General features: G+C 70.0%; 26 protein-coding genes. 12 read left to right on the top strand and 14 right to left on the bottom strand.

Going from position 1 to position 23,302, the window contains the following annotated elements; translation table 11 throughout:
- Positions 1-63: 63 nt before the first annotated feature.
- Entirely contained in the window at positions 64-510 is a 447-nt protein-coding gene (locus tag F3H10_RS00270; RefSeq protein ID WP_149782861.1) for a bis(5'-nucleosyl)-tetraphosphatase, read from the top strand.
- Positions 511-575: 65 nt separating this feature from the next.
- A complete protein-coding gene (locus tag F3H10_RS00265) occupies positions 576-1,595 on the top strand; it encodes a DUF5787 family protein (protein WP_149782860.1) in 1,020 nt (339 codons plus the stop codon).
- A 12-nt stretch (positions 1,596-1,607) separates the two neighbouring features.
- Here F3H10_RS00265 and F3H10_RS00260 read toward each other — a convergent pair whose 3' ends face one another.
- Positions 1,608-4,667 carry an FAD-binding and (Fe-S)-binding domain-containing protein gene (locus F3H10_RS00260; protein WP_149782859.1) on the bottom strand — a complete coding sequence of 1,020 codons (3,060 nt, stop codon included), beginning with the start codon at positions 4,665-4,667 and terminating at the stop codon, positions 1,608-1,610.
- A gap of 153 nt (positions 4,668-4,820) precedes the next feature.
- Between F3H10_RS00260 and F3H10_RS00255 the strand changes: the two genes are divergently transcribed.
- Both F3H10_RS00255 and F3H10_RS00250 read left to right on the top strand, forming a co-directional pair.
- A complete protein-coding gene (locus tag F3H10_RS00255) occupies positions 4,821-5,855 on the top strand; it encodes a sodium:calcium antiporter (protein ID WP_149782858.1) in 1,035 nt (344 codons plus the stop codon).
- Positions 5,856-5,989: 134 nt separating this feature from the next.
- Positions 5,990-6,295, top strand: coding sequence for a PRC-barrel domain-containing protein (locus F3H10_RS00250; protein ID WP_149782857.1), 306 nt, complete (start codon positions 5,990-5,992; stop codon positions 6,293-6,295).
- A 31-nt stretch (positions 6,296-6,326) separates the two neighbouring features.
- Here the strand turns inward: F3H10_RS00250 and F3H10_RS00245 are convergent, their stop codons facing one another.
- Genes F3H10_RS00245 through F3H10_RS00235 form a run of 3 tightly spaced genes read right to left on the bottom strand, consistent with a single transcriptional unit; the run spans position 6,327 to position 7,849 of the window.
- On the bottom strand, positions 6,327-6,653 hold the full coding sequence (locus tag F3H10_RS00245; protein ID WP_149782856.1) for a DUF5789 family protein: 327 nt from the start codon (positions 6,651-6,653) through the stop codon (positions 6,327-6,329).
- Positions 6,654-6,712: 59 nt separating this feature from the next.
- Positions 6,713-7,129, bottom strand: coding sequence for an MPN domain-containing protein (locus tag F3H10_RS00240; RefSeq protein ID WP_149782855.1), 417 nt, complete (start codon positions 7,127-7,129; stop codon positions 6,713-6,715).
- 27 nt (positions 7,130-7,156) lie between these two features.
- Positions 7,157-7,849: a hypothetical protein gene (locus F3H10_RS00235; RefSeq protein ID WP_149783171.1), complete on the bottom strand. Its 693-nt coding sequence runs from the start codon at positions 7,847-7,849 to the stop codon at positions 7,157-7,159.
- Between the two features lie 92 nt (positions 7,850-7,941).
- Here F3H10_RS00235 and F3H10_RS00230 point away from each other — a divergent pair, with 92 nt between their 5' ends.
- Complete coding sequence (locus tag F3H10_RS00230) at positions 7,942-8,445, top strand: DUF3592 domain-containing protein (protein ID WP_149782854.1); 504 nt, start codon at positions 7,942-7,944, stop codon at positions 8,443-8,445.
- A 40-nt stretch (positions 8,446-8,485) separates the two neighbouring features.
- Here F3H10_RS00230 and F3H10_RS00225 read toward each other — a convergent pair whose 3' ends face one another.
- Both F3H10_RS00225 and F3H10_RS00220 read right to left on the bottom strand, forming a co-directional pair.
- A complete protein-coding gene (locus F3H10_RS00225; protein ID WP_149782853.1) occupies positions 8,486-9,046 on the bottom strand; it encodes a thioredoxin family protein in 561 nt (186 codons plus the stop codon).
- Between the two features lie 67 nt (positions 9,047-9,113).
- Positions 9,114-9,602, bottom strand: coding sequence for a hypothetical protein (locus F3H10_RS00220; protein WP_149782852.1), 489 nt, complete (start codon positions 9,600-9,602; stop codon positions 9,114-9,116).
- A 147-nt stretch (positions 9,603-9,749) separates the two neighbouring features.
- Here F3H10_RS00220 and F3H10_RS00215 point away from each other — a divergent pair, with 147 nt between their 5' ends.
- A complete protein-coding gene (locus tag F3H10_RS00215) occupies positions 9,750-9,944 on the top strand; it encodes a hypothetical protein (protein ID WP_149782851.1) in 195 nt (64 codons plus the stop codon).
- Positions 9,945-10,041: 97 nt separating this feature from the next.
- Here F3H10_RS00215 and F3H10_RS00210 read toward each other — a convergent pair whose 3' ends face one another.
- Positions 10,042-10,440 carry an OsmC family protein gene (locus F3H10_RS00210; RefSeq protein ID WP_149782850.1) on the bottom strand — a complete coding sequence of 133 codons (399 nt, stop codon included), beginning with the start codon at positions 10,438-10,440 and terminating at the stop codon, positions 10,042-10,044.
- A gap of 74 nt (positions 10,441-10,514) precedes the next feature.
- Positions 10,515-11,240 carry a metal-dependent hydrolase gene (locus F3H10_RS00205; protein ID WP_149782849.1) on the bottom strand — a complete coding sequence of 242 codons (726 nt, stop codon included), beginning with the start codon at positions 11,238-11,240 and terminating at the stop codon, positions 10,515-10,517.
- A 220-nt stretch (positions 11,241-11,460) separates the two neighbouring features.
- Here F3H10_RS00205 and F3H10_RS00200 point away from each other — a divergent pair, with 220 nt between their 5' ends.
- The 5 genes from F3H10_RS00200 to F3H10_RS00180 all read left to right on the top strand — a co-directional run bounded on the left by F3H10_RS00200 (position 11,461) and on the right by F3H10_RS00180 (position 15,885).
- Positions 11,461-12,555, top strand: coding sequence for a zinc ribbon domain-containing protein (locus tag F3H10_RS00200; RefSeq protein WP_149782848.1), 1,095 nt, complete (start codon positions 11,461-11,463; stop codon positions 12,553-12,555).
- A gap of 87 nt (positions 12,556-12,642) precedes the next feature.
- Positions 12,643-13,386, top strand: a complete 744-nt coding sequence (locus F3H10_RS00195) for a fumarylacetoacetate hydrolase family protein (protein ID WP_149782847.1) — start codon at positions 12,643-12,645, stop codon at positions 13,384-13,386.
- A 144-nt stretch (positions 13,387-13,530) separates the two neighbouring features.
- Positions 13,531-14,625 carry a histidinol-phosphate transaminase gene (hisC, locus tag F3H10_RS00190; RefSeq protein ID WP_149782846.1) on the top strand — a complete coding sequence of 365 codons (1,095 nt, stop codon included), beginning with the start codon at positions 13,531-13,533 and terminating at the stop codon, positions 14,623-14,625.
- The gene (locus F3H10_RS00185) at positions 14,622-15,200 is read left to right on the top strand and encodes an adenylate kinase family protein (protein WP_149782845.1); all 579 of its coding nucleotides are present in this window, start codon (positions 14,622-14,624) and stop codon (positions 15,198-15,200) included. Before hisC ends, F3H10_RS00185 begins: the two co-directional genes overlap by 4 nt.
- Before the next feature lie 82 nt (positions 15,201-15,282).
- Positions 15,283-15,885: a CDP-alcohol phosphatidyltransferase family protein gene (locus F3H10_RS00180; protein WP_149782844.1), complete on the top strand. Its 603-nt coding sequence runs from the start codon at positions 15,283-15,285 to the stop codon at positions 15,883-15,885.
- Positions 15,886-15,916: 31 nt separating this feature from the next.
- On the opposite strand, the gene F3H10_RS00175 is transcribed toward F3H10_RS00180, so the two are convergent.
- The 4 genes from F3H10_RS00175 to F3H10_RS00160 all read right to left on the bottom strand — a co-directional run bounded on the left by F3H10_RS00175 (position 15,917) and on the right by F3H10_RS00160 (position 20,095).
- Positions 15,917-16,399: a cupin domain-containing protein gene (locus tag F3H10_RS00175; protein WP_149782843.1), complete on the bottom strand. Its 483-nt coding sequence runs from the start codon at positions 16,397-16,399 to the stop codon at positions 15,917-15,919.
- Positions 16,400-16,478: 79 nt separating this feature from the next.
- Entirely contained in the window at positions 16,479-17,264 is a 786-nt protein-coding gene (locus F3H10_RS00170) for an ABC transporter permease subunit (RefSeq protein ID WP_149782842.1), read from the bottom strand.
- The gene (locus tag F3H10_RS00165; protein ID WP_149782841.1) at positions 17,257-18,195 is read right to left on the bottom strand and encodes an ABC transporter ATP-binding protein; all 939 of its coding nucleotides are present in this window, start codon (positions 18,193-18,195) and stop codon (positions 17,257-17,259) included. Before F3H10_RS00165 ends, F3H10_RS00170 begins: the two co-directional genes overlap by 8 nt.
- Positions 18,185-20,095, bottom strand: a complete 1,911-nt coding sequence (locus tag F3H10_RS00160; RefSeq protein ID WP_188127829.1) for a COG1361 S-layer family protein — start codon at positions 20,093-20,095, stop codon at positions 18,185-18,187. Before F3H10_RS00160 ends, F3H10_RS00165 begins: the two co-directional genes overlap by 11 nt.
- A gap of 189 nt (positions 20,096-20,284) precedes the next feature.
- Between F3H10_RS00160 and F3H10_RS00155 the strand changes: the two genes are divergently transcribed.
- Positions 20,285-20,521, top strand: a complete 237-nt coding sequence (locus F3H10_RS00155; protein WP_122104569.1) for a hypothetical protein — start codon at positions 20,285-20,287, stop codon at positions 20,519-20,521.
- Positions 20,522-20,550: 29 nt separating this feature from the next.
- On the opposite strand, the gene F3H10_RS00150 is transcribed toward F3H10_RS00155, so the two are convergent.
- Positions 20,551-21,735: an MFS transporter gene (locus F3H10_RS00150; RefSeq protein ID WP_149782839.1), complete on the bottom strand. Its 1,185-nt coding sequence runs from the start codon at positions 21,733-21,735 to the stop codon at positions 20,551-20,553.
- Between the two features lie 105 nt (positions 21,736-21,840).
- Positions 21,841-23,019 (bottom strand): M24 family metallopeptidase, encoded by a 1,179-nt coding sequence (locus F3H10_RS00145; protein WP_149782838.1) that lies wholly within the window; start codon positions 23,017-23,019, stop codon positions 21,841-21,843.
- Between the last annotated feature and the right edge of the window lie 283 nt (positions 23,020-23,302).

Raw genomic sequence — 23,302 nt, 5'->3', positions numbered from 1 at the left:
GAAAGGGGCTCGGAACCGGCAATTCCGACACCCTCTTTACTGGTGGTTGCTTACCTGAGGCTAATGACGGTCGAAGCGATCAGTTCCGGAGCCATCCTCTTCCGCGATACCCGCGGCGAACGGGAGTACCTGCTCCTGAAGAGCCGACCGGGGGACTGGGAGTTCCCCAAAGGCGGGATCGAAGGCGACGAGGAGCTCCAGCAGACGGCGATACGGGAGGTGTCCGAGGAGGCCGGGATCGACGATTTCCGCCTCATCGACGGCTTCCGTCGTGAGTACGACTACGTGTTCGAGGCCGGAGGGAAGACGATCCACAAGACGGTCCACCTGTTCATCGCCCGATCGTTCGAGGCGAGCGCGGAGCTCTCGAAGGAGCACCGCGACCTCCAGTGGCGCGATTACGACCAGGCGATCAACACGATCACCCAGGACGGCCCGCGGGAGATCCTCGAGGAGGCCCACGAGTACCTCGACGAGCTACAGGAGGAGGCCGACGACGGCTACGTCTGAGCCGGGACGGTGACGCCGACCGAGCGGTCAGGACCGATCGGCTCATCCGCCACACGCCGACACCCGTGATCCCCGACGCGGAGTTCGGCTACGAGCTGCTCGTCTGTCGGTTCGTCGAGCTGACGTGGTACCCCGACGGCGACCCGCGTCCGGCGATCGTCTCCCGACAGCTCGGCACGAAGCGGCGGCGCTGGGACACCGTCGTGATCGAGGTCGACCCGGAAGCGTACGCCGCGCGGCGGGCCTTCGGCGACCGCGCTCTCGACTCGGACCTCCTCCACGTCGTCCGGGACGCCCCGGCGGAGTGGGCGTGGTACCGCGACGCGCTCCCGGACCCGGGCTACCCCTGGCGCTACGTCCGGCAGGCGGTCCACCGCGCCGCGGGCCGGGACGTGATCGAGAAGCGCCGACGGGGTAACCGGATCGAGATCCGTCGCGTCAGACCGTATCCGGACTGGGTCGATCGGATCGTCGCGATCGAGAACAAGCCCGACCTCGACCGGTCGGCGGCGGACGCCCTCGCCGACCAGCTCGCTCACGACGTCGAGACCGCCCTCGCCGACGAGGTCTGGCTCGCGACGGAGGCGACCGGGGACCGCGTCGAGCCCGCGCTCCTCCGGTCGATGCCGGTCGAGGCGGGGATCCTGACCACGGCGTTCGCCGACGGCGACGCCGGGGGCGAGAGGGCCGCCGTCGACGCGGATGCCGCGACCGTCGACTGGCTCCCGAGCGACCTCGAACCGAGCGGGTCGGAGGGACGCGACCCGGAGACGGTTACCCGCCGGCTGGAGATCGCGGAGCGCGCCTACGGCAAGGGGTGGCGCTCCTATCACGACACGATGCGGCCGGACTGCCGCCACTTCGAGCTCCGACGCGCCGGCCGGGCGCTCGTCCCGCACTGTACGGCCAAGGACCGCTGTCCCACCGACCGGGAGTGTTCGGGCTCGTGTCCGTCGTTCACGCCGGAGCCGCCGGCGTGGCGGACGAAGGGGTGGCCGATCGAGGGCGGGCCGGGAAAGGGGATCCGCGCGCTCCTGTCGCGGCGTCGAGAGCGCGTGCGCGACCGGATCGATCCGGACGGGTAACGGTCGAGCGACTCAGGCGAGCGCCGCCGCCAGTTTCTCGACCGGGTGCGGAGGCTCCTCGGCCGCGTCGTCCCGTTCCTTCAGCTGCGTGCTACAGGACGCGCCGGGTGCGACGACGGCGTCGGCGTCGCTCGCCTCGACCTGCTCGAAGAGGTCCTCGCCGATCGCCTTGCTCATGGAGTAGTGTTCCGCCTCGTAGCCGAACGAGCCGGCCATCCCGCAGCAGGTGGTGTCGAGCGGGTCGACGCCGTAGCCGGCGCGCCGGAGCACGCCCACCGCGTGGTGGTCCTTCTTCGTCGCCTTCTGGTGGCAGTGGCCGTGGTAGGCGAGCCGCTCTCCGGGCGCGTCGAAGGCGAGCGCCTCGTCGAGCCGGAGCGCGTCGACGTACTCCATCACGCCGAAGGTCCCCTCGGCGACCGTCGTGACCGCCTCATCGGAGACGTCGCTCGCGTCGCCGCCGAGCAGGTCGGCGTAGTCCGACTGGAGCATCACCGCGTCGGTGGGCTCGACGACGACCACGTCCCAGCCCGCCTCGACGTCGGGCGCGACCGCCTCGACGGTGTCGCTGGCGATCGCGCGCGACTCGTCGATGAGGCCCTTCGAGTGGGGCGGCCGCCCGCTCCCCTTCACGTCCGGGATCTCCACGTGGCAGTTCGCGGCCTCGAGCACGCGCACCGCGGCCTTCCCCGCGCCCGGGTTCGTGTAAGTGGTGTACACGTCGGGGAACAACAACACGTCGCGGTCGGCCGCCTCGCGCGGGACGCCCGCGCCGCCGCGGGCCTCGAACCAGTCGATCAGGCTCTCCGAGCGGAACGTCGGGAGGTCGCGCTCGCTCGCGATGCCAAGCGTCTTCTCGAGGACGACCCCCGCGCCGGGGAGCTTCCCCGGCAGGTTCGACAGCGGGGCGAACCGGGAGCCGAGCGGCGCGAGCGACTCGAACTTCCCGAGCAGCCGCGTCCGCAGGCCCGCACCGTGTTCCTCGTGGTGGGCGTGTTCGACCTCGGCTTTCAGCTTCGCCATGTCGACGCCGCTCGGACAGTCCACCTTACAGCCCTTACACCCCACACAGAGGTCCATCACTTCGGTGACGAACTCGTCGTCGGTGGGGTCGTCGGGCAGTTCCCCGTTCATCGCGCCGCGAAGCATGTTCGCCCGGCCCCGCGTCGACTGGATCTCCTCCTCCGCGGCGCGGAAGGTCGGACACATCACGCCGCCGGTCGTCTCCTGTGGCCCCCGACAGCCGCCGCAGCCGTGACAGAGCTCGACCATCCCCTGCATCCCGTTCTCGTTGTCCCACTGCATCGCGGCGTCGAAGCCGGCGTCGAACTCGTAGTCGGCGTCGAACCGGAGGTTCTCGCTCATGTCGAAGTCGCCGCAGACGTTGCCGGGGTTGAGCAGCCAGTCCGGGTCGAAGGCGGTCTTGAGGTCGCGGAACGCCTCCCAGAGGTCCTCGCCGTACAGCTTCCGGTTCCACTGGGTCCGCGCGTGGCCGTCCCCGTGCTCGCCGGAGACGGAGCCGCCGAGGCGGACGACCGCGTCGGTCACGCGGTCCGCGATCTCCACCATCGTCTCCACGTCGTCGACCTGCTTCGTGTCGATCAGCGGCCGGACGTGGAGCACGCCCGGGCCGGCGTGCGCGTAGAACGTCGCGAACGTCCCCGTGTCCTCGAGGATCTCCTGGAACTCGCGGGTGTACTCGGGGAGGTGTTCGGGCGGGATCGCGCAGTCCTCGATGAAGGAGATGTGCTTGGCGTCGGAGGTCCGCGACAGCAGGATCGGGAGCCCCGACTTCCGCATCTTCCAGAAGCGGTCGCGCTCGTCGGGGTCGTGTGCCTCCATGGCCGCCAGCGCCCGTTTGGGCTGGGCGGTCGTCCCCGCGGCGTCGGGACGCGGGTCGGCGACGGTCTCCGCGCCGTCGACGCGGTCGGCGACGAGGTCCGCGACCTTCCGCCGGCCCGCCTCGTCGCTCTCGGCGTAGAACTCGACGAGGAGGACCGAGTCGGTTCCGTCGGGGAGCATGCCGACGACCTCCGCGAACTCGGGCGTGTCGGCCGCCAGTCCGAGCAGCACGTCGTCCATCACCTCGACGGCGGCGGGGTCGTGTTCCAGGATCGGCGCGACGTCCTCCATCGCGTCGAGGAGGTCGCCGTAGGTGAGAAGCGCCACCGCCTTCGTCTCGGGGATCTCCACGAGCGAGACGGTCGCCTCGGTCACCGTCGCGAGCGTCCCCTCGCTGCCCGCCATGAGTCGGCCGAGGTTGACGACGCCCTCCTCGCCGTACTCGCCGCGGTACTCGGCGAGGAGCCGGTCGAGGTTGTACCCGGAGACGTTGCGTTTCATCTCCGGGAACCGGTCGTCGACCGCGTCGGCCTCCTCGTCGAGGATCCGGACGACCTCGGCGTGGATCCGCGGGAGGAGCTCGTCGCTCTCGGGGTCGGCGGACTCGCGGAGGTCGTCGACCCGCTCGTCGCCGAAGGTGGCGACCGTCCCGTCCGCGAGCACGACCTCCAGCTCCTCGACGTAGTGGTCGGTCTTCCCGTACTTCAGCGAGTGTGACCCGGTGGAGTTGTTCCCGATCGCGCCGCCGACCGCGGACTTGTCGCGCCAGGCGGGGTCGGGCGCGAACTTCAGGCCGTGCGGCTCGACCGCCGCGTTGAGGTCGCCGACGTACGCGCCGGCCTCCACGCGGGCGGTGCGCGCCTCCGGGTCGGCGTCGATCACCGAGTCCATCGCCTTGGAGAAGTCGAGGACAACCGCCTCGTTCACCGTCTGGCCCGCGAGCGAGGTGCCGCCGCCGCGCGGCAACACCGGGATCCCCTCCTCGAAGCAGTACTCCTGGACCGCGGCCACGTCGGCCGTCGACTCCGGGAAGACCACGCCGATCGGCGTCACTTCGTAGGCGGACGCGTCGGTGGCGTACAGCCGACGGGAGTAGTCGTCGAACCGCACGTCGCCGTCGATCCGACCGTCGAGCGCGTCGACGAGGTCGGGGCGTTCGACCTCCCCGCCGGTGTACTCGAAGTCCCCCCCGTCCCGCGGGTCGAGTTCCGACCCGCTCGAGTGTGTTGCCATGCGACTCCCTCGCGCTCGGATCGACAAAAGTCCCCCGGGGTCGGCGAGTTCCCCCGACACGAGCACCTCCGGCACGGCGAATTCCTCCGGCGCGGCGACCGACGGCCGACACCGGTGGTTTCATCGGCGCGCTCGCCGATGCTCCGGGAAACGATGGTCCTCGGAGGCGTCCTCCCCGACACGGTGGCCGTGAACGTCCTCGTGGTCGTCGCCGCGAGCGGACTGATCTGGCTCGGCAGCGGGTGGCTCGAGGAGGCGGCGGAGGGCCTCTCGACGCACTACGGCCTCCCGCCGGTCGTTCAGGGAACGGTCGTCGTTGCGGTCGGGTCGAGCTTTCCCGAGTTCGCGAGCGTGGTCGTCACCGCGCTCGCCGGGATCTTCGACATGGGGGTCGGCGCGATCGTCGGCTCCGCGATCTTCAACGTCCTCGTGGTCCCCGCGCTCTCGTCGCTCGCGACCGACGACGACCTCGACTCGAGCCGGACGATCGTGTACAAGGAGGCGCAGTTCTACATGCTCGCGGTCTCCGTGCTCGTCATCACCTTCGCGCTCGCGGTCATCTACGAGCCGGTCTCCGGCGGGTCGGGACTCGTGGGATCGATCACCCGCCCGCTCGCGGTGATCCCGCTCTTCGTCTACGGGCTGTACCTGTTCATTCAGTGGCAGGACACCGGCGACTACGAGGCCGAACCGGGCGGGGCGGACGTCGACGTCCCCCGCGAGTGGGGGAGACTCGCCGCCGGCCTGCTCGTCATCCTCGTGAGCGTCGAGGCGATGGTGTCGGCGATCGAGTCGCTCGGACACACCTTCGGGATCCCCGAGTTCCTCGCCGGCATGACGATCATCGCGGCGGCGACGAGCCTCCCGGACACGCTCGTCAGCGTCCGCTCCGCCAAGGACGACAACAGCGCGACCAGTCTGGGAAACGTCCTCGGGTCGAACACCTTCGACCTGCTCGTGGTCATCCCGGTCGGCGTGCTCCTCGTGGGAGCGGTTCCGGTGAACTTCTCGACGGCCGTGCCGATGTTCGCCGTCCTCACGCTCGCGACGGTCCTGCTCTTCGGGGCGCTCCGGACGGATCTGGCCCTGACGACCCTCGAGGCGTACGCCCTGCTCGCCGCGTACCTGCTCTTCGTCGCGTGGGTCGTCGCCGAGACCGCGGGCGTGACGCGGGTCCTCCCGGCCTGATGCGGACTCCTCCCGGCGTGACGCGGGTTCTCCCGGCCCGAGCCGGTCTTCGGGCGGGGCGAACGGGCTCCCGCGTCAGACGGGCGTCGTTCGACAACGAACGCTTAATAGGCGCGCTCGTGACCGTATCTGACATGAACGCTGCTCCCGAGGAGATCACGTCGCTGGTCGGCAGAGAGGTGTACTCGAACAACGGCGTCTTCGTCGGCGAGGTGGAGGACGTCCGGCTCGATCTCGACACGCAGTCGGTGACCGGGCTGGCGCTCGCCGAACTCAACCACGAGCTGTTCGCCGGACGCGTCGACGGCAACACCGGCGTGATCGTCCCCTACCGCTGGGTCCGCGCGGTCGGCGACGTGGTGCTCATCAACGACGTCATCGAGCGGCTCGAGACCGGCACCGACGAGCCGGAGGTCGAGACGGAACAGCAGGCGACCTAGACCGGCCCACGCCCCGGAGCGGGAATCGGGCTCAGAAGGGAAGCGCGTCCCTGATCCCGCCGAGGAAGCCGCGACCGCCCCGCCGTGCCTCGTCGAAGACGGGATACAACGCGTCGAGCAGCTCCGTCTCGTTCTCGAACTCCGACCGGGAGACCTCGTCCAGCGCCGTCGCCAGCTCGATCGTTCGTCCCTTCGAGTCGTAGGGGATCTCCGGGTGATCCAGCGCCCGGAGGACCTCCCGGCTCGTCGCGGGGAACGTGAGGTCCGACTCCTCCAGCCGGGCGTCGAGCGCGGCGATGCCGAACTCGATCGCCTCCGGTTCCGCGGACCCGCCGCCGCCTGGTGGACGTGCTCCCATCGCCGTGTCGTAACCGCTCGGCCGCCTTTAAACTCGGGTTTTCGGGACGGAGCGGGGGGTCACTCGGGGACGGACTCCGTCGGCGGCGTCGCGTCGAGGACGACCAACTCGATCCCGTCGCCGGCGCGGTCGAACGCGGCGACGGAGTCGTCGTCGTACGGCGGGACCGCGACGACGACGACCGCCGCGAGGTCGTCGGTCTTCGAGACCTCGAGTCGACCGGTCGGGTGCGAGAGGAACCGCGCCCCGCCCCGGCCCGCCGGCGTCCCGAGGTCGACGCCGAACACCGCGTTCACCGACCCGCCGACTCCCTCCAGCGTGAAGTGCGTCAGCACGGGCGTCTCCGGGTCCAACCCGAGGTCCGTCTCGAACTCCCCCGCTCGAGTGGCCGACAGCCGGAGGCTCACCGCGGCCGGGTCGCGCTCGGCGGCGCGGTCGAGAAGCACCGTCAACAGGTCGCGAGTGACGTGGATCACGGGAGGGCGACGTTGATCACGGGGCACTCAGATCCCGAACGCGGACCGGAGGGTCTTCGCGTAGAGTCCCGGGGCCTTCCGTCGGGACCCCGCGAGCGCGTCCTCGACCGCCGCGCCCGCGTCCTCGAGGACGCCCACGCCGTGGCCGACGAGGACGCGTTCGGGGTCGAGCCCGGAGAGCGCCGTCCGCGGCGGAGTGAGCCGGAGCATCGGATGGACGCCGAGCCGCTCGCGGTCGCCGCGGAAGTACGACGACGAGCCGAGCGACTCGGGAACCACGAGCGTCTCCCCGTCGAAGAGGCCGACCTCCTGCCAGGGCGGCAGCGTGGAGTCGCGGATCCGGATCGACTCGAAGCCGGAGTCGGCCAGCCGGTCGCCGAACCGGCGTACCGGGGCGTCGATCCCGTCGGCCACGCCCGTCATCCACTCGGGGACGTAGACGGGCACGTCGTGGCGGGTCGCGAGCGTCCCGGAGTCGCGCTTATGCCGGTCGAGCCCGACGACGACGCCCGCGACCGAGCCGAACTCCGCGAGCAGGTCGTCGAGGCCGGGCGCGTCGACCGGGTCGATCACCCACACGTCGTCGTCACCGCCCTCCTCGTTCGGCACCGCGAGCGCGTGGCTCGCCCGCTCCATCGTCTCGCCGGGGTACGCGATCCATCCCACGCCGCGGTCGAACCGGTCGATCTCGTGGAGTTCCGGCTCGCCGTCCTCCTTCATTCCCATACGGTCCCTTCGGGCGGGAGCCATTTCAACCCATGCCGCGGCGAAGTTCCGACAGTCCTTTGGATCGAGACGGCGGAGCGCCGGGCATGTCCCCGGACACCGACATCACCGTCGCCGGGCGGGAGGTCGACCCCGTCCGCGGCGGCCTGTTGTTCCTCGTCGTCGGGCTGGCGATCGCCGGCTACGGCGGGTACGACTACCTCCAGCAGCAACAGGCGATCGAGACCGCGGAATCCGTCGAGGCGACCGTCCTCGAGACCGACGTCGACTCCACGAGTTCGGGATCGAGCCCGGACGTGGACTACTACCCGTTCGTTCGCTACGAGTACGCCTACCGCGGAGAGACCCACACCGCGACCGGCGTGTATCCGGCGTCGGTTCAGCGGTCGTACGACACGCGGTCGGCCGCGAGCGAGGCGATCGAGGAGTACCAAGCCGGCGAGACGGTCACGGCGTACGTGACGCCCGACTCGCCGGGCGACGCGTTCCTCAGGAGGCAGCGGTCGAACGCCCCGTTCCTCGCGGTCGGGATCGGCGCGGTTCTGTCGCTGCTGGGCGGGCGCTCGGCGTTGCGGGGGCGTCGGGCCTGAGGGGTCCCCCCGGGCCTCGTCCCGCTCCTCCCACCCCGTCTCACTCCCCGGGCCACTTGATCGAACAGCCCCGCGAGGGCCGGTCCGGGTGCGGGACCTCCTCGCCGGCGAGGACGGCGTCGACCGCGTCGCGGATGTAGAACTCCGTCGGCTCGTCGTCGGGGTTCAACGCGTCGTCGACCCGACCGTGATACCGGAGCCGCCACTCGCCGTCCTCGCGGCCGAACAGGAACGGGTCGGGGGTACACACCGCGCCGTAGGCCGCGGCGGCCTCGGCGGTCCCGTCGCGGAGGTACGCGTCGTAGGCGATCGTGCCGTCCGCGACCCGCTCGCGCATGGTTTCGAAGGAGTCGCCGGGGTACTCCTCGGCGTCGTTCGGGTTGACCCCGACCACCGCGAGGTCGTCGTACTCGGCCGCCAGATCGTTGAGGAGGCCGAACTTCGCCTTCGCGTACGGACAGTGGTTACAGGTGAACACCACGAGCAGCGCGTCCACGTCGAAGGAGTCGATCGAGTACGTCTCGCCGTCGGTTCCGGGTAGCTCGAATTCGGGCGCCGCGTCGCCGCGCTCGAGCTCGGAGTCGGATTCCATCGCGACCATGCGGCGTGATTGCGTCGCCGGATCCAAAGCCGTTCCGGCGGGATTCGAGCTCACTTCCGAGGTCCCCCTATCGGACCGTGCCCGCGGCGAGACGCACCGTCGCCGACAGGACGAGCCAGCCGACCGCACAGGCGACGCCGACGGCGAGGAGAACCGAGAGACCGTGAACGGTCCCCGCGACCCTCGAGAGGACGGCGGCGTCGACGCCGATCGGGACGCCGGCGAAGCGTGCGGCCACGTCGGGCGCGAACCGCCGACCGGCCGATCCGATCCGGATCCCGACGGCCGCGACCATCGCGGCCGGCGTGACGGTCGAGAGGACGCGTGCCCAGCGGTCGGAGCCGTACGCACCGAGACCCGAGCGGTTGCGGGAGCCGTGCCGACCGCCCCCGTCCGGGTCGGCGATACCGACCGGGTCGACCGCATCCACCGCATCGACCGCACCGGTCACGCGCTCGGCAACCCTCACCGGTCGATCGCCGGACGCCCCGGTACCGGATGGGTCCCTCTCGCTCCTTCCCCTGCGAGACTCCGCGTCGTATCCGTTCGATGGCATACGCCCGGTGGCCGCGATATCGCACATAAACGTGTGGCTCCGGGCGGACGAGCGGACGATCCGGGCGAGACGACCGTGACGCGTCGCGTGGCGGCCGCTGTCGGCGTCGGTCCGGGATTTATCCCGCGGTCGACCGTTCTCTCGGACATGTCGGTCGTCGAACCGAGCTATCGGACCCTGCGACTCCTGTGTGCGAACACGGTCGCGATGGTCGCGTTCCTCGCGGCGTACGTCGTCGCCCGCGAGCCCGGCGTGGCGGTCGCCGCCGCCGTCGTGGTCGGCGTCATCGGCTACGTCGCCTCGAGCGCCGTCGTCGACTACGCGGGCGGTAGATCGGGCTGATCGAGTGGCTGACCGGGCGGCGGATCGGGCGACTGACCGGACGCTGAGCGAGTCGGACGGTCTCGAAGAGATCGGTCTGGACGGGAGTCGGTCCGCCTCAGAACGCGTCGGAGTGGACCGCGATGTCGGCCTGGAGCTCCTCGCGGACCGCGGAGTGGACGTGACAGATGTCCTCTCCGCGCTCGACGAGCTCCGCGGCGGTGTCGTCGTCGAGGTCGGCCTCGACGTGGAGGTCGAAGGCGATCGACGCGAGGTCGTCGTCGTCGTCGAGCTCCGCGCTCGCGTCGATCTGGACCTTGCCGAGCTCGTCCTCGCCGCGCTGGCTGCCGCCCACGCGGAACGCCGGGATGAAACAGGAGGCGTACGTCGCGACGAGCGCGGCGTTCGGGTTCGGACCGGTCTCGTCGGTCGCGTCGATCTGAAGGTCGAAGTCGCCGACCTGGCTCGTACACGCGTAGCCCTCCTCACAGACGGTGGTGGTCTCGATGTCGGACATGTCGTCTCCGAGGTGGGCTCGCGCCGGCCTAAAGGTTCCTATACGATCCGTTTCGGGATCGGATCCTCCCGGCTTCAGGGCTCGAGCGTGTAGGTCTCGTCACCCTCCAGGACCACGGGCTCGGCGGCCGCGCCGGCCGCCTTCACCTCGTTGACGAACTCGCGGGTGTCGATCTCGATCGGCGGGAAGGTGTCGTAGTGCATCGGGAACACCACGTCGGCGCCCACCCAGTCGGCGGCGATGCCGGCCCCGGCGGGCCCCATCGTGAAGTGGTCGCCGGCGGGCAGCGCGGCCGCGTCGGGCTCGAGGTACGGCGCGATCACGTCGACCATTTCGGACATGAGGCCGGTGTCGCCGGCGTGATAGAACGTCGTACAATCGGGGTCCGACTCCTGGGTCGGCTTCTTGTCGCCGATCACGAAGCCGGCGGGCATCCCCGCGGACGTGCCGTATCCGGTGTCGATCCCGTTCGAGTGGTCCGCGCGCACCATCGTCACCCACGCGTCGCCGCACTCGACGGTGCCGCCGATGTTCATCCCCATGCCGCCGACGGCGTCCTCGTGGCCGAAGGTGTCCTGAACGTATCCCGTCAGCTCCGGGGTGGCGACCACCGTCGCTCCCTCGTACCGGTCCGCGTCGGAGATGTGGTCGGTGTGTCCGTGCGTCAAGAGGAGGTAGTCCGGGTCGAGCTCCTCGGGGTCGACGTCCGTCTTCGGGTTGTCGAAGTGCGGGTCGATCAGTAGTTCGGTCTCGTCGACGACGACGTGCCACGTCGAGTGGCCGTGCCAAGTGAGCTCCATGATGCGTGAGCCACGTCACGGCGAAGACTAATAAACCTCGACGCCGCGGAAGACGGATCCGCGGCCCGACACGCGGGACGTGAACCCACCGAGCCCTCCGGGATACGCGCCGTCGAGACCCTCGAGACGAAAGCGATCCTCGAGACGAAAGCGATCCTCGGGACGAAAGCGATCCTCGGGACGAAAGCGATTATCCGACGCGAGCGCGAACGTCGAGCGGATGCCCTCCGAGACCAGCGACCACGGTACGCCGTTCGCGTGTCCGGATTGCGGCGAGCCGGTGCCGGCCGACGCGAGTTTCTGTCCCGACTGCGGCGTCGATCTCGAAGACCGGTCCGTCCCCGCGCACTGCCCAGACTGCGGCGAGCGGTTCGACGACGACGACCGGTTCTGCTCGAACTGCGGCGCGGCGCGGTCGAGAGGTGACTCGTCCACGTCCCGACGAGGGACCGACACCGGCTCGTCCGCGTCCCGCTCGACCCCGTCCTCGAACGAACGCGAGAGCCAGCGCGCCTTCCGCCGGCGGGTCCAAGAGCACCTCGACGCGGGCTGGGAGATCGAGCGGGACGACGGCGATCGCGTCGTCCTCGTCGACAGGGGGATCGGATCCACGGGGATCCACGTCCTCCTGTTCCTGACCACCGGCGGCATCGGAAACCTCCTGTACGGCTGGTGGCACTACGCCGAACTGGCCGAACGGCTCCGGCTCGTGCGGGGCGACTCGACGACGCCTCGTCCCCCGTCGAACGTCGGTGGAGGGACGGCCGAGACCGTTTCCACCTATCTGTTGAGCGGGCTGTTGTTGTTGATCGGTGGCTGGATCGCGGCGGTGGCGGCGACGGGCGGATCGCCGGCGTTCGCGGCGATCGGCGTCGGGTTCGCCCTGCTCGGCGCCGGCATGGCACCACCGGTCCGACGGCGGCTCGACCGCCGACACGGCGTCAGGGACTTCGGCCGGCTCCGGAGCGTCGACCACCGGGTGGTCCGGCCGACCGAGCGGATCGAGGAACCCTGCGTCGTCTGCGGGGAGACGTTCGACCGGGGGCTCGTCCGCCGGCGGCGCGACGAGACCGTCCTCGCGGGCGTTCCGGTCCTGACTCACGACGAGCGGTACAACCACTACTGTGCCGACTGCGCCCGACGGGAACTGTTCGGGGCTGACGACGTCGAGGTGGACGACATCGAAGTGGACGACATCGAAGCGGATCAGGTCGGGGAGGATGCCACCGAGTCGGACGACGCGACGGGAGTGGATCGAGACCGGAAGGACGGGGAGACGGGTAAGGAGACGACGGGAGCGGCGCGTGAGCGTTGAGGACGGCCTCGGTCACGGGTGGATTCCCTGCCGGCAACAACGGAGCCATTCACGAAGACTTTAACCATCACTTTCGATGATCGGGTCATGCATTACGCACGGTTCCGTGACCCGGCCGGATCGGTTCGGAAAGGACGCTACGACCCCGAGACCGAGACGGTCGCGTTCGGCGACGACGTGTACGACTTCGACGACCCCGAGATCGACGTACTGCCGCCGGTCGATCCCTCGAAGATCGTCTGTATCGGCCGCAACTACGCCGAACACGCCGCTGAGCTCGGCAACGACGTGCCGGACCGACCGCTGCTCTTCTTGAAGGGACCGAACGCGCTCGCGGGCCACGGCGACACCGTCACCGCCCCCGAGGGCAAGGACCGGATCGACTGGGAGGCGGAGTTCGTCGTCGTGATCGGCGAGTCGTGTAAGGACGTCGCCGCCGAGGACGCGATGGACGTCGTCGAGGGGTTCACCTGTATGAACGACGTCTCGAACCGGGACGACCAGAACCGCGAGCAGAACTGGGTGCGCGGGAAGGCGTTCGACAACTCGGCCCCGCTCGGTCCCGTCGTCGCGACGCCCGACGAGGTGCCGGAGGAGGCGAGCGTCGAGCTCCACGTGAACGGCGAGCAGAAACAGGACGGCCACCTCGGCCAGCTGATCTTCGACGTGCCGACGCTGATCGAGGAGATCACGACGTACCTGACGCTGGAGGAGGGCGACGTGATCGCCACGGGCACCCCGGACGGCGTCGGCCCGCTCTCCGACGGCGACACGGTGGAGGTCACCGTCGAGGGCGTCGGAACGCTCGAACACGACGTCCGGATCCCCTGAGAGGGGATCCCGGTTCGCCGGCCGGGGATTCGCCCCACGATGCGGACCGATCGCACACCACGTTTCCGGTGAATCGGACGTTCGGTTCGTCGGCGGAGGGCCGGTTCGGTCATCCTTAAGTCCGGCCGCCGCCGACCCACGGGCATGCAACCACGGGATCTCTCGGAGCACTCCCCGTACGTGCCCGGCAGGGGCGTCGAGGAGGTCGCCCGCGAGCTCGGGATCGACCGGTCGGAGCTCATCAAACTCTCCTCGAACGAGAACCCCAACGGCCCGAGTCCGGCGGCCGTCGAGGCGATCCGCGAGCACGCAGAGCGGGTGAACGCCTACCCGAAGTCCTCGCACGCGGACCTCACCGACCGGATCGCCGAGGAGTGGGACGTGACGCCCGAACAGGTGTGGGTGTCGCCGGGGGCCGACGGCTCGATCGACTACCTCTCGCGGGCCGCCCTGGAGCCCGACGACCGGGTGTTGGTCCCCGATCCCGGCTTCGCGTACTACGCGATGTCCGCCCGGTACCACCACGCGGGCGTCGAGACGTACGACCTCTCGATCGACGACGGGTTCACGCAGACCGCGGAGCGCGTCCTGAGCGCGTACGGCGGCGAGCGGATCGTCTACCTCACCTCGCCGCACAACCCGTCGGGCTCCGTGATCCCCCTCGAGGAGATCGAGACCATCGCGGACGCGACCGCCGAGGAGACCCTCGTCGTCGTCGACGAAGCCTACGGCGAGTTCGCGGACGTCGACAGCGCGATCCCGCTCGTGAACGACCGCGACGACGTCGCCGTCCTCCGGACGTTCTCGAAGGCGTACGGCCTCGCCGGCCTCCGGATCGGCTACAGCGTCGTCCCCGAGGAGTGGGGCGAGGCGTACGCCCGGGTCAACACCCCGTTCGCGGCGAGCGAGCTGGCGTGTCGGGCCGCGCTGGCCGCGCTGGAGGACCAAGCACACGTCGAGGAGTCCGTCGAGACCGCCCGGTGGGCTCGCGAGCACATCGCCGCCGAACTCGACGCGGAGACGTTCGAATCGGCCGGCAACTTCGTGCTCGCGCGGGTCGGCGACGGGAGCGCGGTCGCGGAGGCCGCCCGGGAGCGGGGCGTCATCATCAGGGACTGTACCTCGTTCGGCCTCCCCGACTGCGTGCGGATCTCCACCGGGACCCGCGAGGACACGCGGGAGGCGGTCGAGCGGCTCAACGAGGTGCTCGCTGACCTCGAACTCGGGGCGGAAGCGTGACGGGAGAGACGGGCGACGCGACGGACGACCGCCCCGACAGACCCGCGAGCGCGGAGGCCGACGACCCCGATCGCGTCGCCGTCACGGGCACGCCGGGAACCGGGAAGTCGACCGCGACCGCCCTGCTCGAGGCGGAGTACGACGTGGTCCACCTCAACGACCGGATCAAGGAGCGCGAGGAGCTCTGGACCGAGCGCGACGACGAGCGCGACACCCTCGTCGCCGACCTCGACGCGGTGGCCGACCACCTCGGCGACTGGACCGGCGTGCTCGACTCGCACCTCGCACATCACTTCGACATCGACCGGGTCGTCGTCCTGCGGTGTCACCCCGAGACGGTCGAGCGGCGACTCCGCGAGCGCGGCGAGTCGGAGGCGACCGCGGCGGAGAACGCCGAATCGGAGGCGCTCGACGTGATCCTCTCGGAGGCCGTCGCGGCCCACGGCATGGAGAACGTCTACGAGGTGGACACGACCGACCGGGAGCCGGAGGCCGTCGCCGACGCGGTCCGCGAGGCGATCGAGGGCGCGGTCGAACCCAGCGCCGGAACGGTCGACTTCACCGACTACTTATGAACCGGGCGGGCGTTGCGGACGGTCGAACCATGATCGCGACCCCGATCCGGAGCCCGGCCCCGACCTCGGAGGGGATCCCCGCGTGACGCTGGATCGGTTCCGGTCGGTCGCGGACCGGCTGCTCGGCCCGTGGGTGGCCGCCGCCGACCGGATCGGCCTCTCGCCCGACCAGGTGAGCGTGCTCGCGTTCGTCGCGGCCCTCCTCGCGGCCGGCGCGTTCGCGGTCGCCGACCCCGCGTTCTACGTCCTCGGGTCGCTCCTCGTGTTGCTCAACGGCTGGCTCGACCTCGTCGACGGCGCGCTCGCCCGCGATCAGGGCGTCGACTCCGACGGCGGCGACCTGCTGGATCACGTCCTCGACCGTTACGCCGACATCGCCGTCATCGCGGGTTTCACCGCCGGGATCGACGCGTACGCGCTCGGCTTTCTCGCGGTGACCGGCGTGTTGATGACGTCGTACATGGGCACGCAGATCCAGGCGGTCGGGATCGGCCGCGAGTACGGCGGGCTGCTCGGACGCGCGGACCGGCTCGCGCTGATGGGGATCGTCGGCGTCGTCGCCGCGGTCTACCCCGACCCGATCGTCGCCGGGCTGAACGTCGTCGGCCTGTTGTTGGCGCTGTTCGCAGTCGTCGGCCACCTGACCGCGCTCCAGCGCTTTTTCGGTGCGTGGCGGGACCTGTGAGCGGCGGCCGCTTCGCCGACGCGGGTTCGACTCACTCCGGGCCGGGCGTGAGCCGGTCGACGGTCGCCCCGCAGGCCGCACACGAGAGCACGTAGTCGTCGCCGTCGACCTCGTAGCTCCGGTCGCTTGCCGCCCCGCAGGCGGGACACTCCTCCTCGATGACCGCGCCGTCGTCCTCCTTCGGCGCGCCGACGGCGATGACGCGTGCCGGACCCTCGCCGGTCGCGCGCGCCAGGTTCGTCGTCTCGGGCGGGACGAAGACCGCCTCGCCGGCCGTCACGGGGAGGACGCCGTCGGACAGTTCGACCGCGAGTTCCCCCTCGAGGACGTAGAACAGCTCCTCGTGGTCCGGGTGTCGGTGGGTGGCCCACGGGAGCCGCTGGCCGGGCTCGGCGACGTAGTAGTTGAACCCGAACTCGGTCACGCCGAGGGCCTCGTCGACCTCCTTCTTGTGGCGGGTGGGGTTCGGCGCGTCCGGCAACTCCTCGACGGCGACCTTTCTCGCGTCGCTCATGCCCGTGCCATCGACGCTCACCGGCTTACCACTTGCGCGTGGGTCGGCGTCCTCGGACCGACGGGATCGCTCACGGCCGTCAGATGTCCCGGCGGTCGAAGAGGACCTGGCTGAGAAGGACCAGCCCGAGGAACGCCACTAGGAGTATTCCGGCATCGATCGGGTCGTGCGTCCCGTCGATCAGGAGCGGCGTCGGCTCGTAGTAGTGCGTCGGGCTGACGTACCGGATCCAGTCGTAGTCGCCGGCACCGCTCACGACGGATTCGACGAGGAACAGCACGAACACGACGCCGACGGCACCCCGCTCCGCGACGGCTGCGCGATCGACGGCGACGGAGAAGGTCAATCCGATCGCCGCACAGACGAGGAAGTACGGAACCGACAGCACGTGCGTCAACACGAGGTGCGTCGCGTCCAGTCGCTCGCCGATCGACGCCGCCAGGAGGTAGATGACGCCGCCGGCGACCGCGTTGACGACGACGATGGGGACGAGGAGCGAGGCGAACTTCTCCACGAGGAGCCGCGACCGAGCGATCGGGAACGACAACAGGAGCTCCATCCGGCCGCTCTCGACGTCGTTCGCGACGAGCCCACCTGCGGCGTACGCGAAGTACAGGCCCAAGCCGAGCAGCCAGACGAAGTTGTAGATCTGCGCCCCGAGGAAGCCCTCGATCGTCGACAGCGTCTCGATCCCGAACGCCTCCATCATCGCTGGGGGGAGCTCCTCGAACACCTCCTCGACCGCCACCCCCTCCAGGACGGTGAAATACCAGACGATGAACGCGGCATAGAGGCTGATGCCGACCGACAGAAACGCCGTTCCTCGGACGCGTCGGGCGACCTCGTACCGGGCGGTCTCAAGCATCCGTCCCGTCCGTTTCGTCTGCGTACGCCGGCTCGTGCTCCCCGTAATAGTGGATGAACACGTCTTCGAGCGGCGGCTCGGAGACGTCTATCTCTCGGACGTCGTGTTCGACGAGCGCCGCGAGCAGCGCGTTGTACTCCCCGGTGTAGATGAACTGAACGCCGTCGGAGAGACGTCGGACGTCGACGACGCCGTCGAGCGACGCCAACTGGGCGTACGCGTCGTCCGCCGTCACGACCCGGACCCGTTTTCCGCCCTGGCTCAAGAGCGTCTCGACGCTCTCGAGTTCCACGAGGCGTCCCTCTCGAATGATCCCGACCCGGTCACAGATGCGTCGCACCTCGCTCAGCACGTGCGACGAGAAGAACACGGTCGTCCCTCGATCCCGTTCGTCCCTGACGAACTCGTTGAACTCCTCCTGTTTGAGCGGGTCCAGTCCCGACGTGGGCTCGTCCATGATCACGAGGTCCGGGTCGTGCATGAAGGCCTGGATCAACCCGAGCATCCGTTCGTTCCCGGTCGAGTACTCCCGTATCGGACGGTCGAGGGGCGGCGTGAACAGCTCGAGGAGCTCGGGCAGTCGCCCGTCGCCCTTGACCGACGCGTGGTACTCGAGGACGTCCGCGCCGGTCACCTCGCCGTCGAACCCGAGGTGGGCGGGCAGGTACCCGACGCGTCGTTTCGCGTCGATCAGCGCGGGCTCGTCGTGGACGTCCGCCCCGAGAACGGTCGCCGTGCCCGAGGTCGGCCGTATCAGGCCCAGCAGCATCCGGATCGTGGTCGACTTCCCGGCGCCGTTCGGCCCGAGGAACCCGAACACCTCCCCCCGTTCGACGGCGAACGACAGCGCGTCGTTCGCGAGCACGCTGCCGTACTCCTTGGTGAGGTCGTGCGTCTCGATCGGCGGGGCGGCTCCGCGATCACCTCGCATAGTACCACCACCCGCCGGCGGCGACGAGGAGCAGCAGCACGCCGAAGATGGCGATCTCCACGGGGAGGTCCTCGCCGCCCGCGTCGGTCACCGGGACCGCGACCGTCGCTGGGCGAGCCGTGTTGCGGGCCCCGTCCCCGTCGACGTACGCTATCTCGACCGTCGCCGGGAACCGGCTCGCCGGTGCGGCGCCGTCGACCTCGAGGTCGAACGCGACGCGGGCGGTCTCTCCGGGTCGTAACGACGGGACCACCGCCGTCCGGAACTGGCTCTCCAGCGGTTCGTCGACGGCCAACCTGAGGGACACGTCGCGGATCTCGACGTCTCGCCGGTTCGCGACCTCCAGCTCGAGAACGCCGTCCTCTCCGGCGGCGAATCCGGGATCGATCGCCGTCACCGCGACCGCGTCTCGACGTGCCGCGACCGGGACGTACAGCGAGTCCTCGGCCGCCAGCTCGTCCCCGACGGACCCGCGATACCGCGTCTCGATGTCGATCCGTTGTGGGACCGCGTCGGCTTCGGACGGGACCGTTCCACGGAACCGGAAGGACGCGGTGTCGCCGACCGCGAGGTCGCCGATCGCGTAGGTCGGGTTTCGGGGATCGAACCGTGCCTCCCCGAGGACCAGTTCGACGTCGCTGGCGTTGACCGGACCGGCGTTCCGGATCGTTCCCCGTACCGTGCCGGTCTCCCCGACGCGAAGCGACGACTCGGTGACCGACACGACGAAGTCCTGTTCGGGCGCGACGGGGACGTACAGCGCGCTCCCTCTCGACCGCTCGTCGCCGGCCCGATCCCGGTATCGGGTCGTTACGTTCACCCGTCGGGGAACCGCGGCAGTGTCGGGAGGCAGGGTCCCCCGGAACCGGAAGGTCGCGGATTCGCCGACCGCGAGGTCTCCCACCGCGTAGGTCGGACTCGACGACACGAGCCGTGCCCCGTCGAGGTCGACGACGACGTCGCTCACGTCGGCGGGCCCGTCGTTCCGTATCTCGCCCCGCACGGTCCCCGTGCCGCCGACTCGGAGGGTCGCGTCGGTCAGCGACACCGAGAAGGCCTGTTCGGGTCCCGGCCGTAAGCCGGCGATCAGCCCCGTTCGGGCGTCGCGCACCCCGTCCGGGTCGGTGAACCGGACCGTTCCCGTGACGGCGAGGTCCCGAAGCGCGGCGCCGGACCGAACGTTCGCCTCGTATCTGAGCGTCACGTTCTCTCCGGGTTCGAGTCGATCGACGTAGACCGTGTTGCGTGCGGTCTCCCCGAGGGTGAGGTCGCTGCTGGTCGCCTCGAGTTCGACGGAGAGGTTGCGAGCCGTCCCGTCGCCCCGGTTCGTTATCTCGGCGGCGATGGTCCCGGAGTCACCGATCCGAACGTCGCTGTCGACGGTTCGGAGGTCGAACGCGGGGCCGTCGTCGACGACCACGTCGATCGACCTGGTCACGCTTCGTGACCGCTCCTGAACGACGTTGCTTTCCGGCGCGTACTGGGACGTATACGAGTACTCGAGGTCCACGTCGAGAGTGTACTCGCCCCGCTCGACGTCCTCCGGCGTGGTGACCGTGATCGGGACGTTCCGAACGGCTCCGTCGTCGACCGAGCCGATCGACCGTCGGCGCGTCTCGACGGTGAACGGAACGTCCTCGTCCGCAACCTCGACGGTGACGCTCCGAGCCGTCGTCACCACGTCCCGGTTCGTCGCCGCGCCGGAGTGAACCTCGCCGTCGTTCGCGACCTGTACGATCAGTTCCGTCGTGCTTCCCGGCGCGAGGGTCGGCTCTGGAGCGTACACGTCGAGCTCGGGCTCTCCACGAACGTATCGGTCCTCCTGTGCGGCCCCGACGCCGGCGGCCACCCCGACGAGGAGGAGGACGGCGAGAGCCGTGCCCCGGAGCCGTCGCTTCATCCGCATCGCCTCCACCGAGTCATGGCCGCCCCACTGCGGGACGCCGCCACCGTCTCGGTTCGAGGACTGAACCCGCGCATGCGTGGTCGTCGACGCACACCTGAATAGGTGTTTTGGGGTACCGAGTCACATCGCGGTCGACCGGCTCCGGCCACCGGGTTTAAAAGTGTCCGCCCGAAAGGATGAGTCATGCCGACCTTCGAACTGAACCTCTCGGACGACGTGTACGCCGATTTCCAGCAGCTCGCCGACTCCGAGTTCGTCACTGAAGAACAGGCCGCAGAGGAACTGATCGCCTCCGGGATCGAGGCGTACAACGTCAGCGTCGTCGACGACGACCCCCGCGACGAGATGCTCGACGGGGCGGAGAACAACATGTTCGACACCGCACAGGACCCGGGCAGCCTCGAGGACGACCGGCTGTAGGCCGGCTCCCCGACCGCCTTCACTCCCTTTCAGTACCCCAACCCGAGCGTGCGGTTCGCCAGCAGCGTGACGAGCCCGAGCGTCATCACCGCCGCGAGCAGCCCGAACGCGACGGTCCACCCCGCGACGTCGGAGACCGCCCCGACGACGACGCTGCCGGACGCGCCGAACACCATGTAGACGGTGCGCACGAGCCCGAATCCGGCCCCGCGCTCGGCGTCAGAGAGCAGGTCCATGAACCGCGACTGGAGCGGGGCCCCCCACGACATCGCCAGGCCGACGAAGAGGACGCCGAGGACGATCGGTGCGAGCCCGGTCCCGTCGCGGGTCGCGACGACGAGGAGCGCGTACCCGACGACGCCGGACGCCATCGTGAGGATCACCGTCTCGTCGCGGCCGATACGGTCGGAGAGTGACCCGGTCAGCGGCTGGGTCCCGCCGTGGACCAGGAAGTACAGCGAGAACAGGAGCGCCGACAGTGCGCCCGAGAGCCCGCCGCCGACCTCGAGGAACGTCGGCAGGAAGGAGGCGGTGGCCTGCCAGGTGAACGCCCCGAGCGTCGCCAAGCCGGTCGTGTAGAGGATCGACGGCCGCGAGAGTAACTCGGCGAGCGGCCCGACCGCGAACCGCTCGCGCATGGGTTGGTCGGGTCGGCGCGGCTCGGTCGGCCGGATCTTCCACGCGAACAGCGCGAACACGGGGACCGCGACGGCGACGCCGAGCAGGACGCCGGCCCGCCAGCCGTGGCGCGCGCCGACGAGCGCGGCCGCGGGCGGGGCGGCGAGCCCGGCGATCGGGCCGCCGGCGACGTGGACGCCGATCGCGCGCCCGATGTCGTCGAACTGCCGGGTCAGGAACGTGGTCGCGACCGAGTAGTGGAGCCCGGCACCCGCGCCGAGGACGACGGTGAAGAGCATGAACGCGAGGATCGACGGCGAGGTGGCGATGAGCAGCGAGGCGACCGCGGTCGAGCCGACGGCGACGAGGATCACGGTCCGCTCGCCGTAGCGGTCGCCGAGGATCCCCGAGGGGAACTGCGAGAGCGCGTACGCGACCCACATCCCCGAGAGCGCGAGCCCGACGGTCGCGTTCGTGACCTCGAAGGCCGCGGTTATCTCCGGGACGAGCGGGCTGATCGCCAGCCGCGCGACCATCGTCGCGGTGAACGCGAGGGTACAGAGCGCGAGCGCCGTGTGTGCGTACCGCCAGTTCACGGCGGCCCTACCGGACCCGCGTCTAAGCGGGTTCCGATCTCGGCGGCGGTCGCCGGGTTCGGCGTGAGCGACGGTCCGGAAACGAGCCGACTCGGACGAGCCCGATCAGACGACGAACTCGAGCGGGTACTCGGTGAGGTTTTCGTGGCCGTCCTCGGTGACGACGACGAGGTCCTCGAGCCGGACGCCGCCGACGGCCGGGTCGTAGAGGCCGGGCTCGACGGTGACGACGTGGCCCGGCTCCAGCTCGCCGGCACCGCTCGCGAGCCTGGGGGACTCGTGGACATCGAGGCCGATCCCGTGGCCCGTCGAGTGGATGAACCCGGTCTCGGTCTCGGGGTCGGTCCGGAACGTGGGCTCGCCCGCCGACTCGTACACCTCGCAGGCGGCGGCGTGGACGTCCTCGCCGGTCGCACCGGGCTCGACCGCGTCGAGTGCGGTCTCGAGCGCTCGCTCGGTGAGGTCGTACCACTCGCGGGCCGCGGCGTCGGGCTCGCCGACGCAGAACGTCCGCGTCATGTCCGCGTGGTACTTCGTCGCCTTCGAACGCGGGAAGACGTCGACGATGATCGGCTCGTTCGCCCGGAGCGGCCCCGATCCGCGGTCGTGGGGGTCCGCCGCCTGCGCGCCGCCGGCGACGATGGTCTCGTCGAGCGCGCACCCGTGCCGCAACAGCGCGACCTCGATCTCCTCGGCGACCCGCTCGCTGGTGAGCGGCTCGCCGTCGTGACGGAGCGTTCCCGGCTCGAGCGCGTCGTCGTCGGGATCGACGAGCACGTCGGCCTCGGCGAGCAGCGACTCCGCGGCGCGCATCGCCGCCTCGTTCGCTCGCTGGGCATCCCGGATCGCGTCGATCTCCTCGTCGGTCTTGACCGCCCGGACCTCCCCGAGCGTGTCCTCGCCGTCGACGACGACGTCGATCCCCCGGTCGCGGAGCGCGTCCGCGGTGCCGACCGGACCGCGCGGCGGGACGGAGACCGACTCCACGCCCTTCTCGCGGACGAACCGAGCGTACATGTCGTACCGTTCCTCGTGTCCACCGTACTCGTAGTCGTAGTCGGCGTGGCGCTCGACCGTGTCGACGGCGGCCTCCGTCCGCGCGCGACCGTACTCGAGTCCGGAGACGAGCGCGTGGATCTCCCCGTCCGCGTACAGGGTGAGGAAGGGGTCGGGGCCGGTGAATCCCGAGAGGTACAGTTGGTTCGCGTCGTCCTGTGAGGCGTCGAGCAAGTATCCGTCCGTGTCGACGTCGCCGAGGAGGCGGTCGAGTCGCGTTCGGTCCATGCGGATCCTGTCGGACGGAACATCAAATCGGTTGTCCTCGCGGAACCGCTCGTGGACGAAAACGATATATACCGGAACTTCCGGAAGGCGCGGCGCGAACGGTCACGAAAGAACACGACGGTCGATACCTCTCGAAACCGGAGCGTATCGGCGTTTCATTCCCGTTTGACGGCCTTTTCAGGTTCGAGATCGAGGAGAATGTTTATATGTTTCGCGTCCTTACCGACGGGTGAGGAAAACGAAATCGAGATCCATCTCTCGGTCCCGCGGTCCCTCCACGAGT

Origin of the sequence: Halorubrum aquaticum (genome assembly GCF_900113615.1) — an archaeon.
GTDB lineage: Archaea > Halobacteriota > Halobacteria > Halobacteriales > Haloferacaceae > Halorubrum > Halorubrum aquaticum.
Note: the sequence above shows the minus strand (reverse complement) of the source record. Positions and strands in the feature narration are given on the sequence as shown.

Bases quoted from the DNA above. Each gene is read 5' to 3' on its own strand.
- F3H10_RS00210 (WP_149782850.1), bottom strand. From the start codon at position 10,440: ATGTCCGACATCGAGACCACCACCGTCTGTGAGGAGGGCTACGCGTGT.
- F3H10_RS00220 (WP_149782852.1), bottom strand. From the start codon at position 9,602: ATGCCATCGAACGGATACGACGCGGAGTCTCGCAGGGGAAGGAGCGAG.
- F3H10_RS00245 (WP_149782856.1), bottom strand. From the start codon at position 6,653: ATGGGAGCACGTCCACCAGGCGGCGGCGGGTCCGCGGAACCGGAGGCG.
- F3H10_RS00270 (WP_149782861.1), top strand. From the start codon at position 64: ATGACGGTCGAAGCGATCAGTTCCGGAGCCATCCTCTTCCGCGATACC.
- F3H10_RS00175 (WP_149782843.1), bottom strand. From the start codon at position 16,399: ATGAGCGACGCGAGAAAGGTCGCCGTCGAGGAGTTGCCGGACGCGCCG.
- F3H10_RS00230 (WP_149782854.1), top strand. From the start codon at position 7,942: ATGTCCCCGGACACCGACATCACCGTCGCCGGGCGGGAGGTCGACCCC.
- F3H10_RS00145 (WP_149782838.1), bottom strand. From the start codon at position 23,019: ATGGACCGAACGCGACTCGACCGCCTCCTCGGCGACGTCGACACGGAC.
- F3H10_RS00215 (WP_149782851.1), top strand. From the start codon at position 9,750: ATGTCGGTCGTCGAACCGAGCTATCGGACCCTGCGACTCCTGTGTGCG.
- F3H10_RS00200 (WP_149782848.1), top strand. From the start codon at position 11,461: ATGCCCTCCGAGACCAGCGACCACGGTACGCCGTTCGCGTGTCCGGAT.
- F3H10_RS00255 (WP_149782858.1), top strand. From the start codon at position 4,821: ATGGTCCTCGGAGGCGTCCTCCCCGACACGGTGGCCGTGAACGTCCTC.
- F3H10_RS00260 (WP_149782859.1), bottom strand. From the start codon at position 4,667: ATGGCAACACACTCGAGCGGGTCGGAACTCGACCCGCGGGACGGGGGG.
- F3H10_RS00170 (WP_149782842.1), bottom strand. From the start codon at position 17,264: ATGCTTGAGACCGCCCGGTACGAGGTCGCCCGACGCGTCCGAGGAACG.
- F3H10_RS00225 (WP_149782853.1), bottom strand. From the start codon at position 9,046: ATGGTCGCGATGGAATCCGACTCCGAGCTCGAGCGCGGCGACGCGGCG.
- F3H10_RS00205 (WP_149782849.1), bottom strand. From the start codon at position 11,240: ATGGAGCTCACTTGGCACGGCCACTCGACGTGGCACGTCGTCGTCGAC.
- F3H10_RS00250 (WP_149782857.1), top strand. From the start codon at position 5,990: ATGAACGCTGCTCCCGAGGAGATCACGTCGCTGGTCGGCAGAGAGGTG.
- F3H10_RS00160 (WP_188127829.1), bottom strand. From the start codon at position 20,095: ATGAAGCGACGGCTCCGGGGCACGGCTCTCGCCGTCCTCCTCCTCGTC.
- F3H10_RS00195 (WP_149782847.1), top strand. From the start codon at position 12,643: ATGCATTACGCACGGTTCCGTGACCCGGCCGGATCGGTTCGGAAAGGA.
- hisC (WP_149782846.1), top strand. From the start codon at position 13,531: ATGCAACCACGGGATCTCTCGGAGCACTCCCCGTACGTGCCCGGCAGG.
- F3H10_RS00235 (WP_149783171.1), bottom strand. From the start codon at position 7,849: ATGAAGGAGGACGGCGAGCCGGAACTCCACGAGATCGACCGGTTCGAC.
- F3H10_RS00165 (WP_149782841.1), bottom strand. From the start codon at position 18,195: ATGCGAGGTGATCGCGGAGCCGCCCCGCCGATCGAGACGCACGACCTC.
- F3H10_RS00155 (WP_122104569.1), top strand. From the start codon at position 20,285: ATGCCGACCTTCGAACTGAACCTCTCGGACGACGTGTACGCCGATTTC.